Genomic DNA, 13,077 nt, shown 5'->3' with positions numbered 1-13,077 from the left:
TGCAGCCGGTAAGCACACGCGCCCAACGGTGTGCGCTTCGACCGATGCCCGCAGCCGCAAGCGAGTCCATGCTCGAAGGAGACGACAGGCGAATGCCTGGACGTGCCCTGACAGCAGAGGACGAGCACATGTGGGACGAGAACAACAGGTCACTGAACGGACCGTTCGAGCCGTGGCATCAAGAAGCCGATACCTTCGATCTCGAAGTAGTGGGCAAGATTCCGCTCGAACTCAATGGAGCGCTGTATCGCACCAGTTCCAATCCGCACGTACAGCCACCACACCCGAATCGCTATCACTGGTTCGATGGTGACGGGATGATCTACGGTGTGTTTCTCCGCGACGGCAGAGCACACGCCTCGAGCCGTTGGGTGAGGACGGCAGCGTTCAAGGTCGAGGAGGAAAACGGCAAGGCTGTGTACGGCAGCATCCTCAATGGTGGCGTCCCAGTTGATTTTTCGCTCGATCCGCCGATGAAGAACCCCGCCAATACCCACGTCACCTTGTTCGACGACCGGCTGCTGGTCTTCACCGAGGTCGACCTCCCGCACGAACTGCATCCGACGACGCTGGAGACACGAGGCCAATACGACTACCACGGTGATGTTTCCGGACCCGTCACCGCGCATTGGAAGACCGATCCGCGCAACGGCGACATGCTCTTCTACGGTGTCTCCGGTTCGACATTGACCTGGTATCACGCCAACTCCCACGGCAAGCTTCTCGACAGCCATCAGTTCGACATGGGTGTCGCGTGCTTCTTGCACGACTTCGTCGCCACCGAGGACTACGCCGTCTTCATGATCACGCCCACCCTCTTCACCGGGCCGGAGGACCTGATGGCAGGTAAACCGTCGGTGGTGTGGGACCCCGAGACCTCGAACGGGACGCGATTCGCAGTACTCGATCGCCACAGCGGTGCCGTCACGTTCATCGATGGTGGCGGCGCGTACTCCGGCACGCACTTCTACAACGCCTACCAGGAGGGAAGTTCGATCGTCATCGACGGTCACCGCACCGATCGGTGGGGGTGGCTCAGCGAGGAGTCGGCGGCGATCGCACCGGGTCAGGACTGCAACGAGTGGTTCGACTCCATGGTGGCGAAACCATGGCGGTGGGTGCTCGACCTGAGTTCGCAGCGCCTCACCCGCGACTACCAGATCAACGATGTCGTCGGTGAGTTCCCGCGAATCAACGACGAGTACGCGCTGCGCAAGCATCGCTTCGGCTACTACGCCACAACGCAGGGCACCGACCGATGGCTCACCGACGGATTGGCCAAGCACGACTATCAGGGCGATCTCACCACGACGATCCCCAACGCCGAGCTCGTCTCACCGTCGGAACCTGTTTTCGTCCCACGCGATGACGCCACCAGCGAGGACGACGGTTGGATGATGTCGTTGTGGTGGAATCCCTTCACTCGATTGACGGAAATGCTGATCCACGACGCGTTGCACTTCGATGCAGAACCGGTCGCGCGGATCAAACTCAATCAGCGTGTCCCCATGGGATTCCACGGCAACTGGATCGACGGCGCAGCCATCGAGGCCGCCGTGTCATCCCAGACCGTCTGACCTGAACGAGACCCCGTGATCGACAAAGAGTTCGAAGATCACGGGGTCTCGTCCGGCGGGTTGCCGATGACGTCGAGAAGCAACAATGCAGCCTGCACCTCGGCGAGTCGCTCGGTCACCGGATGCCCGAGAATCGTCTCGAGAGCGGCCAACCGGTGGATCGCGGTATTACGGTGCACATGAAGGCGTTCCGCAGCGACAGCGATTCGCAACTTCGAGTCGAAATAGCATCTCAACGTGGCCACGAGTTCCCGACTACGTGGATTCTGTGCAGCCAGCTCCCCCAGTTCCGATTCGACGAACCATCGAGCTCTCTCGGTATCGGCGCTCAGCAGTACCGGGAGTGTGTGGCGGGCATAGTCGACCACGGGGGCCGCCGTCGAGTGCCCGTACCGTGCTGCGGCCTCGGCTTCCATATGTGTACGACGAAAACCGGCCGCCTTCGATTGCATCGAGCCGAAGCCCACCCGCACCTCGTCGCCGATCGAAGCGGCGACGACCGACTCGTCGGCGGGCAGGCGGCGATCCGCGGACACCCACGCCCACAGAGAATTCGGGTTCTCTCGCACGACGATCGTCCGTGCACCGAGCCGATTCTTGATCGCATCGGCAGCACGACGTAGCGACCGCACATCGACATGCGGATACGACGGCGACCCGGAGATGACGAAACTGCGGTGATAGTTGTCGATGGACACTCCGAGAATTCTGGCCACGGCATGCTCGTCGACCGGCCTCCCGTCGAGCAGCGCGTCGATCAGCTCGTGCCGGGCGTGCTGTACCGACGAGGAGAACCGCTCTGCCTCCTGGACATAACGCTTCGCCAGGGACGCGAGCACCTCGTCCGTCGCGCGTGCCACCGACACGGTGATCGCTGTGAGCGTCGCGGCGGAGACCTCACGTGCGATGGCCACACCCAACAACTCCCGCACCACCACTTCGTGCGCGATACGTATCGTCTCTGCGACCCGCTCGAAGGGAGCGCCCACGGCGATGAGCGCTCTGATCTGCTCCTCCGCGATTGCTGCCATGTCCACCGACCCGCCGACATCGTCGGTGGCCGCCAGCGTCGAGAGAATCTGCAGGACGAGAACTTCCCCCTGAACGGCGATGTCGTGGACCGGCACGGCCCCACCTGGGCGCTCGGCCTGAGCACGAGCTGCGAGATCGCCGGCCACCTGCACAGCCCACGCCACCGCGTTGGCACCGAGGATCGTCTCGCCGTGTCGACACGCCGCGCTCGCCAACCCGGTAACGGGCTCGGTCCCACGCGGAACGAGCGCGGCGATGACGACGGCGATCTCCTCCCTCAGAAGGGGTACTTTTCGATGTCGGACTGCATCGTGACCCATTGCAGGTCGCAGAACGTGTCGAGATTGACCGTCGACCCGAAATGCCCACCTGATCCCGATGATTTCACTCCGCCGAACGGAGCCACCGCCTCGTCGTCGACCGTCTGATCGTTGATGTGCACCGCTCCGGAACGGATGCGGTCGGCAAGCTCGAAGGCCTTGAACGGGTTCGCGGTCAGGATGGAAACGGAAAGCCCGAACTCCGAAGAGTTGACGATATCGATGGCCTCGTCGACAGTTCGGTACGTGGTGACCGGCGCGACCGGGCCGAAGATCTCCTCGGTGAACGCGGGCGAGTCCTTGGGGACGTTGCCGAGCACGGTAGGCCGGTAGTACAGATCCTCGTAGGTGCCGCCGGCCGCGAGGTCCGCACCGGCTGTCAGTGTTGCCTGCACGATCCCGTCGACGCGCTTCAACTGGTTCTCGTCGATGATCGGCCCCAGCGCGTTGGACGGGTCACTCGGATCGCCGACCGTTATGCGAGTCGCGATCTCGGCGAGCTTGCCGATGTACTCCTCGGCGAGATGCTCCGGGATCAGATGCCGACCCGACGCCATGCAGATCTGGCCCTGATGCAGAAACGATCCCCAGGCTCCCGCCGACGCGGCCGCGCTGATGTCGGCGTCGGGAAGTACGAGAAAGGCGTTGTTTCCACCGAGTTCGAGATGGACTTTCTTCAGCAGTGGTGCGGCCGCTTCACCGATGCGCCGGCCCGCGGAGGTGGATCCGGTGAAGGAGATGCAGGGTACATCCGGATGCGCGACGAGTGCGGCCCCGACATCGGCTCCGGATGGGAGTACGTGCAGCAAGCCCTCGGGCAATCCGGCTTCGGCGAACAGCTCGGCGAGAGCAAGCCCTCCGGAAATTGGGGTACGCGGGTCGGGCTTGAGGACGACGGCGTTGCCGACCGCGAGAGCCGGGGCCACCGACCGCATCGAGAGCAGCGCAGGGAAGTTGAACGGGCTGATCACCCCAACGACACCCACCGGTACGTATCGGCCCACCGAGAAGCGCGACTTCGCGCTGCGCAGCACCTGACCGTAGGGCTGCGAGGCAAGATTGGCGGCCTCCGCGAGCTCGGCCGCCACCAGCTGAACCTCGCCGCCGGCCTTGCCCTGACTCGACCCGGACTCGGGAACCAGCCATCGCGAAAGTCGCTCCGGATCAGCCGCCAACAACGCTGCGGCCGCAGTCATCACCGAAGCACGTTCGGTGTACGGCTTCGCCGCCCACTCTCGCTGTGCGGAAACCGCTTTGGCGACGGCACGGTCGAGATCACCGACATCTGCGGCACCGACGGTGGCGATCACCTCGGCCGTGGCCGGCGCCACGACGTCGAGTGTTCCACCTCCGCCTGTTCTCCACTGGCCGTCGAATATCTTGTGCGCCCACGCCATTGTGCTTGCCATGTTCTTACCTCTCGTCGAATCGGTTCGTGCCATGTCTGTTCGTGCCATGTCTGTTCATGCGGACTGTGCGGCGACCGCTGCGTCGAGCACCTCGGCCTCGGCCCAGGATCCGTGGAAGGCAAAGGGCACACGGACGGGGAGCTTGATCCGCGCCAACGGTTCGCGGACGAATGCGCTCGCCTCGTGAACCAGCAGTTCGGACAGGCCGGTCGCGGGATTCCACCAGATCGTCAGCAGGTAGCCGTCGTTTTCCTCGGTAGCACCGCGGCGTTGGACGAACACCGGTTCGCTGGGGCTGGTCAGGCCGTCGGGCCCTTCCAGGACGATCGTCTGGCCGGTCGAGAAGTCGTGACGAGCGAGACCGTCGGTCATGGTCAACGGCGACAGATTCCGGGTGGTGGTGAAGTAGCCGAACCGGTTTTTCTTGCCGAGCCAGGCGTCGTTGATCTTGGGGAACTCGCCGGCGATGCCGCTGTGCATCTGCTGGGTGGTCGTCTTCGTCGCGGAGTCGAGCACGAATCGCCAGGCCATGGCCGGTGGGAACCAGGAGTGTGAGTCGAGCGGTTCGTCGGAGTCGTCGGCGGGGTTGCCCAAGCGAGCGATGACGTGCAGATCGACCACGATGCCGGTCGGTGTCTCGTGCGCGTTGAAGAAGTGCGTCGGCGCGAGCATGAGCCCGGTGTCGTACCAGGTCACCTCGTGTGTGCGCCGGTCGAGTACCGCAAACCTGCTACCGCCCGGAACCGCCGTTTCGTCCCAGAGCACACCCGGGCGACCCTCCATGATCCGGTCGAGCCGGAACTGGTTCGGCGAGATCAGGAAGATGGCCAGGTGTTCGCTGACGATGTAATCGTGGACCATTGCCGGGCAGCCCATGTCGAAGGAGAAGGTGTCCACGACGGTACCCGTCGGATCGGCTTCGTACCAGGTCAGGCTCGGGCCTACTGCCGCGTAGAAGAGCATGTTCCCAGTGGCCGGGTCGATTTTGTAGTGCGCGGTGCACAGGATGTCGACGGCACCGCCGAAATCGTATGTTCCCTGCGTGTCGAGGCTCTCCGGATGCATCGAATGGGGCAGTCCCCCTTCGAAATACACGAGAAGGTGATCGGCGAACAGCCCGACGTTGGTGTTGGCAACACTCTTGGCCGGAGGCGCGCCCTGCGGGAGATCCCGGCGCGCCTTGCCCGAACCGTTCACGAATCCGCTGTAGAGAGCTTCGCCGGCCTCGACCTCGACCTTCATCGAGTCGGTGTTGACCCACTTCATGCGGAACGAGGCTTTGCCGTCGCGGATGTACGTCCCCGCGACACCCCCGTCGCCTTCCCACCAGTGGTAGCGGTCGGTGTCGAGCGGTTCGAATCGAGGGTTGTTCGCTACCCGGAAGAGTGCGCCGGCGAGGTCGTCCGGCAACTTTCCGATCACGGTCAGATCGAACGACTCGGTTTCCTCGTGCCACGGCGCGAACGGTCCGTTCAGGAACTTGTTCGAGGTGTTCCAGTCGACGTCCGCGGCGCGACGCGGCGGGGCCGGTGCGTTCCGCCGGACGACGGTCGTCGGGAGGGGAGCCGGTAGATCACGCATTGTCAGCGCCTTTCGTCTGGGTTCTCGGTCACAGCTCGGGAGTCCATGCCGTCACTGCGGGAAGAATCCGGTCGGTCTCGGTCGGGTACCACGCCGCAGCAACGACGTGGTCGGGTCGCAGTAGAACGAAATGCCCTCGATATGCCGCGAATTCGGCATCGAGTCGGCCGTCGACATCGAGCAGTACGTTCACGGACTCGAGTCGGGGAACTGTGTGGTCGGTGGGAACCATCGCGGTCGAGGCGTCGAACAGATCGGCGATGCGCGATGCCTGCTTCCAGTCGGCGGGGTCGGTCACGTCCACTCCCACCAGCGCCCATCCCGGTCCGAGCACGTCGTCGAGCGGCTCGATCGTTCGGGTCGCGGAGTCGAAAGCCCGGGGCTGACCGACCACGACACCGACACCGCTGCCTGCGACGATCATTCCGTCGGTGAATTCGTACGGAGGTCTGTACGCCATTGTCTCGAAGAATCGCCGACCGTCCACGGTTTTCAGTGCGGCGCCGATGAGCTCATCGCGGCGATGAGCGAGCCGTTCGTTGGTCGTCATCACCACCCGGCCGAGCCTCTCGGACGCACGGACGACAGCTCGCGCATGTGGTGCTCGTTCGGATTCGTATGTCTGCGCGACGGTCTCGTTCAGAGTCCCGCGAACGACACCTGCAATCTTCCATGCGAGGTTCGCCGCATCCCGAATCCCCGAGTTGAGTCCCTGACCGGCGAAGGGCGGCATCATGTGGGCCGCGTCGCCGAGTAGGAAGCATCGAGCGCGCTGCCACTGGTCTGCAACGAGTCCGTGAAAGCGATAGTTGACGGCTCGCTCGACCTGGTCGGGCGTGATGGTGCGGTAGCGAGAGACGAGATCTTCGATGAGTTCGAAGGGCGGGGCGTCGGTCACCGTGCCCTCGCCGTCGAACAACCGAAACTCGTATCGGCAGCGCCCGTTCAATCCGGGTACCACCACGTGCGGACGCTTCGGGTCGGCGTGGTGCATTCCGTATCGCTCGGTGTGGAAATCGCCGAGTGTGTCCACGACGAGCCACAATTCAGGGTGGCTCCGTCCGGTCATCTCGATGCCGAGGAGGGAGCGGACCGTCGACCGGCCGCCGTCGCACCCCAGGAGATACCGGGCGGAGAGGTAGCGGCCCCCTGCCACGAGTTCGACCGCGTCGGCATGCTGGGAGATGGAGGTGACTTCGGTATCGAAGCGCACGGTGGCACTGGGTGAATCCTGGAGGGCTGACAACAGCACCCGCTCGAGGTCCGGTTGGGCGAACGGGTTCTTGAAGGGGTAGCCGAGCCGGTATGGGATGGCTGCCCCGCCGTGGAACGCTGGTTCGTCGTTGCTGTCGAAGTAGCGAGTTCCAGTGCCGGGCACGACGATCGGCAGGACACGGTCCACGACGCCGGCCTGTTGGTACACGCGAAGAGCCTCGTCGTCGATGCTGATCGCTTTGGGTTCGTTGCTGGTGGTCGACCGGCGCTCGAGGACTATCACGGTCATTCCCTGCGCCGCGAGCAGTAGCCCCGCCGTCATTCCGACCGGTCCGGCACCGCAGATCGCCACATCGTAGGAGGTGTCGGCTGACATGTTCACCACCCCAACGTAGCGCGCGTCACGTTAAATAGGAATAGAGTCCTGCTAAATAGGACTACAGGGAATCATGATCTCACGACCGCCAACTTCCGAGACAGAGTTTCGGCAGCGGTCCGAACAGCGGTGACCAGCAGTTCGGACCGATCCTCCGGCACCCGCCTGCGAATGGCGACGATGCTCAGCGCGGCGGCAACCGCGCCGCTGTCGTCGAAAATCGGGGCCGCGATTCCGGTTGCGTCCGGATCGACCTCGGCAACGGTCATGCCGTAGCCGGCGCTCCGGATCTCCGCGAGGCGCTGTACGAGCACATCGACATCGGTGAGCGTTCGTTCGGTGAAGCGCTGAAGGGCATGGCGACCCAGGAGCTCACGAATTTCCTTCTCCGGCAACCACGCCAGCAGCGTGAGCGCTGATGCGCCGGCGTTGATCGGCAGCCGACTGCCCCGCTCGTAGCTCAGACGAACGAGCTGCTTGGCACCCTCGCATCGCTCGATACAGACCACGGTGTCGTCCACCAGCCGTGTAAGAAGGACGGTCTCGCCGACCTCGTCCGCCAGCGCGCGCATCACCGGTTGCGCGATCGCGGTCAATCCGTACCCGCGCCGGGCCAACCTCGCCAACTCGAGAACGCCGATGCCGAGGCGGAAGCCGCCGCCCGGAGCTTCCTCGAGGAACGAGGCCGCAACCAACGTCTGCAGGTATCGGTACGCGGTGGACCTGGCGCTGCCGAGCGCCTCGGCGACGTCGTTCGCACTGATCTGCAGCCGGTCCTCAGTGAACAGACCCAAGATGACCAAGGCCCGATCTGCAGTGCTGTTGCGCTCGCGGTATCCGCTCGAATCCGTTGCCATACGACCACACTATTCCTGAATTACAGGAATGCACAATCGCTATGCGAGATTTTTGATGGTCGAAACTATTGACATCTGTGATCCAGGCCATGAATATTGTCCTATATTAAGGAACATGCGTCCTGATTTATAGGACATCCCCATTCCATCTCCGGCAAGGAACCCCATGACATCCACACGATCGGGTGGCGGCCCCGTCAAGCACGCACAGAAACTGGATCGGGGCACGCTGCTCGCATGCTGCCTCGTAATCGGTGTCGCGCAGATGGGGGTTTCCTTGGCGGCGCCCCTGCTGGGAATCATTCAGCGTGACCTCGGTGCCAGCGTCGCGGCGCTGGCCTGGATTCCGGCCGCGTTCATCCTCCCCACCGCAATCCTCGAACTCAATTTCGGTGTACTCGGTGACATGTTCGGCCGCAAACGACTGCTCGTCTGGGGTGGCGTTCTCATCGCCGCCGGCGACGTCGTCGCCGGAACATCCGGAACACTCACGCAGCTCATAGTCGGGCAGGCGATCGCCGGACTCGGTGCTGCCGCAATCTTTCCCACGTCTTTGGCCATGTTGGTCTCGGCCACGCCCGAGCGAGAAGACCGCGCACGCGCGCTGTCGTACTGGGCGGTGAGTTTGGCATTCGGCGCCATGATCGCGCCGTTGATCAGCGGTTTCGCCGCCGAACACTTCGGCTGGGGTTGGTCCTTCGCCGTTCCCGCCGTTCTGGGGCTCGTCACTGCCGCAGTCAGTGCGCTCGTCATCGTCGACTCGCGTCATCCCGCAGGGCGCGGACTCGACTGGCCCGGACAGATCACCATCGCCGTGTCCCTGCTCGCCCTTCTGTACGCCGTCATTCAAGGATCGGTAGAAGGATTCGGCACCCCGATCATCATCGCTGCATTCGTCATTTCCATCACAGCTGGAATCCTCTTCGTGATCAGCGAACGCCGTGCGCGAACGCCGATGCTCGACCTGAACCTGTTTCGCACACCATCTTTCGCCGCAGCGGCGGCAATCGGCCTTCTCGCTATGTTCGGCTTCATCGGAACCGCATACGCGCTCAGCGTGAAGCTCGAGGCGATACTGCACGTCGGGCCGTTGCAGGCTGCCCTGCCGTTCGCGCTGATCCAAGCCGTCCCCCTCCTGCTGACACCGTTCCTGCCGCGATTGCTGATGCGCATCGCACCCCGAACCCTGCTCGTGACCGGACTGCTGGCTCTCGCTATCGGTCAATTCTGGATGGCCCAGCTGCCCGGCGATTCCACGTCGCTGCTGGCGATGACCGGCCCCATCCTGTTGCTGGGTACAGGATTCATCACCATGTTCACCGCGCTCACCGCAGTGGCAGTCGGCGCTGTCGCCATCGACTACGCAGGGATGGCCAGTGCCGTAACCAGTCTCGTTCGTGAGACAGGTCAGAGTTTGGGTCCGGCCATCGTCAGTGCCGTTGCATTCGGCGTCGCGGGCGCCACCCTCACATCCAGCCTGTCCGACGGATCCCTACCGCCCGAGGTCGTCGGCGTGGCCACCGGCGTCAACGAACAGGGCGGGCCACTGGCAGTGGCCAATGCCGACCTCGGACCGGTGTCCGACGTAGTCGCCCCACTCGCCCGAACCGCACTCGAATCAGGCCTCGACACCAGCATCTACCTCTGCGTGGGGGCCAGTGTCCTCGCCGCTCTGATCGCCCTCGTCATTCCAGGCGGAATGCCTCGGGGCCCGGTGGCCCCACCCACACCGAAAGCAACCTCGCTCCCGTCGACGACCGATCGTCTGCAACCGACGAGAGACTGACATGACCGCCACACCACCCGCACATCGCCCCGAAAGGCGGATTTCTGACATGCACACACCCACTCGCGTCACTCTGCAGGAGCGCGGCGCCGCAGGCGCCCTCTCTCGAACGGCCGTCTCGCACATAGGCTTCACCGTTCCGAACATCGACGATGCCGCGGACTTCTACGGACGCACCGTCGGCCTGACGATCCAGGACACTCTGGCAGGCGGAGGTCTCCGGTTGGGCTGGGGATTCGGACACCACGTACTCGACCTGTTCGAGGGACCGAAAGGACTGGCCTACTACGGTTTCGAGGTCCGCGATGACTACGGAATCGAGGGCATCGCCAAACGCCTCGTCGCTGCCGGCCACGAGGTGACCGACCTCGACCCCACGGTCGTAGACAATGCCGTCGGGGCGCCGTCGGGAATCTCGGTGGTCGACCCCGACGGCACTCCGGTGCACTTCCACTGCCCGGTGCATCGGCAGGGTGAGAATGCCGCCGATCCAGGACGCCGCCCCATCAAGTTCCAGCACACCACACTCGGCACCGACAACGTCGCCGCGATGGTCTCGTTCTTCGTCGACACCGTGGGATTTCGCATCTCCGATCAACTGGACGACGGCAAGTTCGCCTGGCTGCGCAGCGATCGTGACCATCACATCCTCGCCGTGGTCGAGAACGGACACCCCGGCGACCTCGATCACTACTCCTACGATCTGGCCGAATGGGAGGACTTCAAGTCCTGGTGCGACCGACTGACCGATCTCGGTGTCGATGTGGTGTGGGGGCCGGGCCGTCACGGCCCGGGAAACAACCTGTTCGTGTTCTTCGACGATCCGGCCGGGAACCACATCGAGCTGTCGGCGGAGATGGAGAAGTTCCACGACGACCGCGTCGAGTACGTTCCGCGCCGATGGCGACCGGTGCCCGCATCGGTGAACCTGTGGGGTGGCCAGCTCGCGAGCTGGCGCAAGACGAGCGAAAGCGAGATCTGACATGTCTTACCTCTCTTACGAATACAACGGAGTTCGCGGTGTAGGCGAGGTGGACGGCGAATCACTGATTCCGCTGCAGGACATCTCCGAGATCGGCCGCAGCACCACGATCGAGACCCTGGCATCGGCGGAGCGGATGACGAACCATCCTCTAGTCCTCGAGGAGGTCCGCGTGCTACCGGTGGTCACCGACCCTGCGCGGGTGATCTGCGTCGGACTCAACTACCGCGATCACATCGTCGAGACCAAGCGTGATTTCCCGACGTACCCGGTCATGTTCCCCAAGTTCGCCTCCAGCCTCATCGGCGCATACGACGACATCGTCGTTCCACCCGAGAGTTCCGAGGTGGACTACGAGGGCGAGATGGCGGTGGTCATCGGGCGGCGCGGTCGACGCATCACCGAGGAAGACGCTCTCGATCACGTCCTCGGCTACACCGTCGCCAACGACATCACGATGCTCGACTTCCAGTACAAGACCCACCAGTGGATGCAGGGAAAGGCCTGGGACGCCAGCACACCACTCGGACCGCGCATCGTCTGCCCGGCCGAGGTCGACCTCGACAGCTGCGGCATCCGCACCATCGTCAACGGTGAGAAGGTGCAGGAGTCGAATCTGTCCCAATTGCTGTTCACGGTGCCCAACCTGATCGCAACCATCTCGACGTTCACCACGCTCGAACCCGGGGATGTCATTCTCACCGGCACCCCTGGCGGGGTGGGGTACCGCCGCAAACCCCAGCTACTGCTGAAGCCGGGAGATCACGTCAGCGTCGAGATCGACCACCTCGGCGCGGTGAGCAACCGACTGGTGGCCGGCGACGGTTAGCACCGATCGTCTACCAGTTGTAGAGAGGTCATAAGTCCCACGGGCGTAAGGATCAATGCTCTGGCCCAATGGCTCGCGGGCTGCAACAGTCGGAATCCGAGCGATCGGAGTCCTGAATGAACCACCAATTTCCGGAGTCGGCGACCATCGAGTCGGCGACGGAATCAGCACTGACTGCAATAACCACTCTCACAATGAACCCGGCGCTCGACATCAACGTGTCGGTGCCACACGTGATGCATACGGAAAAAATGCGTTGCGGCAACCCGAGGTACGACGCCGGTGGAGGAGGCGTGAATGTCGCCCGGGCAATCATCGCCTTGGGCGGCGAAGCAACTGCAATCGTGACAGCAGGCGACCATGCCGGTGCACACTTGCTTGCCTTGATCGAACGTGACGGAATCCCGGTACGCGCTGTGCCTGTCCGCGACTCGACTCGCGAGAGCTTCACCGCTACCGACGAACAGAACCGGCTGCAATATCGTTTCGTGCTGCCCGGGCCGCGCCTGGACTCCTCCGACGAGGCCCGCTGTCTGCTGGCCCTGGAGCAGCACATGCTCGACAACGGCTATCTGGTGGTCAGTGGCAGCCTCCCCCCTGGATGTTCCGACGGATTTTTCGGCCGCATCGCTGAACTCGCGGCGCACCACGATTGTCGGCTGGTGGTCGATACATCGGGCCCCGCACTGGCCACCGTCACCGGTGCTTACCTGATCAAACCCAGCATCCGCGAACTCCGAGACTGTGTCGGCGCCCCTCTCCTGGACTTGGCCTCACAGATTGCCGCCGCGCGTGAGCTGATCATGGCCAAGGTGAGCGATGTGGTCGTAATCTCACTGGGTCCTGACGGTGCCGTACTGGTTACTTCCGACGAGAGCGTCGTGTTGCCGGGCGTGCACCTGTCGGCGGGCAACGGCGTGGGAGCGGGCGACAGCATGGTCGCAGCGATAACCTTTGCGCTCGACCAAGGGTGGGAGTTGACGGAGGCCGTTCGACTCGGAACCGCAGCCGGAGCAGCGGCAACTCTGACTCCCGGATCTCAACCCTGCACCAGGGAGGACGTGGATCGCTTGTACCAACGCTTGCTCGCGGATATCGGATGATCTTGCTCGA

The 13,077-nt window shown here is 63.6% G+C and carries 10 protein-coding genes; 5 read left to right on the top strand and 5 right to left on the bottom strand.

What is annotated here, in order from left to right:
• Positions 1-92: 92 nt before the first annotated feature.
• A complete protein-coding gene (locus J1M86_RS05340) occupies positions 93-1,577 on the top strand; it encodes a carotenoid oxygenase family protein (protein WP_206509067.1) in 1,485 nt (494 codons plus the stop codon).
• A gap of 38 nt (positions 1,578-1,615) precedes the next feature.
• On the opposite strand, the gene J1M86_RS05335 is transcribed toward J1M86_RS05340, so the two are convergent.
• The 5 genes from J1M86_RS05335 to J1M86_RS05315 all read right to left on the bottom strand — a co-directional run bounded on the left by J1M86_RS05335 (position 1,616) and on the right by J1M86_RS05315 (position 8,367).
• A complete protein-coding gene (locus J1M86_RS05335) occupies positions 1,616-2,929 on the bottom strand; it encodes a CdaR family transcriptional regulator (RefSeq protein WP_206509066.1) in 1,314 nt (437 codons plus the stop codon).
• Positions 2,887-4,338 (bottom strand): aldehyde dehydrogenase family protein, encoded by a 1,452-nt coding sequence (locus J1M86_RS05330; protein ID WP_206509065.1) that lies wholly within the window; start codon positions 4,336-4,338, stop codon positions 2,887-2,889. The genes J1M86_RS05335 and J1M86_RS05330 overlap by 43 nt, the downstream gene beginning before the upstream one ends.
• Before the next feature lie 54 nt (positions 4,339-4,392).
• Positions 4,393-5,919, bottom strand: a complete 1,527-nt coding sequence (locus J1M86_RS05325; RefSeq protein WP_206509064.1) for a carotenoid oxygenase family protein — start codon at positions 5,917-5,919, stop codon at positions 4,393-4,395.
• Positions 5,920-5,947: 28 nt separating this feature from the next.
• Complete coding sequence (locus tag J1M86_RS05320) at positions 5,948-7,510, bottom strand: FAD-dependent monooxygenase (protein WP_206509063.1); 1,563 nt, start codon at positions 7,508-7,510, stop codon at positions 5,948-5,950.
• Positions 7,511-7,581: 71 nt separating this feature from the next.
• A complete protein-coding gene (locus J1M86_RS05315) occupies positions 7,582-8,367 on the bottom strand; it encodes an IclR family transcriptional regulator (RefSeq protein WP_206509062.1) in 786 nt (261 codons plus the stop codon).
• Between the two features lie 166 nt (positions 8,368-8,533).
• On the opposite strand from J1M86_RS05315, the gene J1M86_RS05310 reads away from it, so the two are divergent.
• From J1M86_RS05310 to J1M86_RS05295, 4 genes are all read left to right on the top strand, one after another.
• On the top strand, positions 8,534-10,153 hold the full coding sequence (locus tag J1M86_RS05310; protein WP_206509061.1) for an MFS transporter: 1,620 nt from the start codon (positions 8,534-8,536) through the stop codon (positions 10,151-10,153).
• Between the two features lie 49 nt (positions 10,154-10,202).
• The gene (locus tag J1M86_RS05305; RefSeq protein WP_206509060.1) at positions 10,203-11,135 is read left to right on the top strand and encodes a VOC family protein; all 933 of its coding nucleotides are present in this window, start codon (positions 10,203-10,205) and stop codon (positions 11,133-11,135) included.
• 1 nt (position 11,136) lies between these two features.
• Entirely contained in the window at positions 11,137-11,964 is an 828-nt protein-coding gene (locus J1M86_RS05300; protein WP_206509059.1) for a fumarylacetoacetate hydrolase family protein, read from the top strand.
• Positions 11,965-12,080: 116 nt separating this feature from the next.
• On the top strand, positions 12,081-13,067 hold the full coding sequence (locus J1M86_RS05295; RefSeq protein WP_206509058.1) for a 1-phosphofructokinase family hexose kinase: 987 nt from the start codon (positions 12,081-12,083) through the stop codon (positions 13,065-13,067).
• Positions 13,068-13,077: the final 10 nt, after the last annotated feature.

Source organism: Rhodococcus sp. KRD197 (assembly GCF_017168235.1).
Lineage (GTDB): Bacteria > Actinomycetota > Actinomycetes > Mycobacteriales > Mycobacteriaceae > Rhodococcoides.
This window is presented reverse-complemented; position numbering and strand designations above follow the sequence as displayed.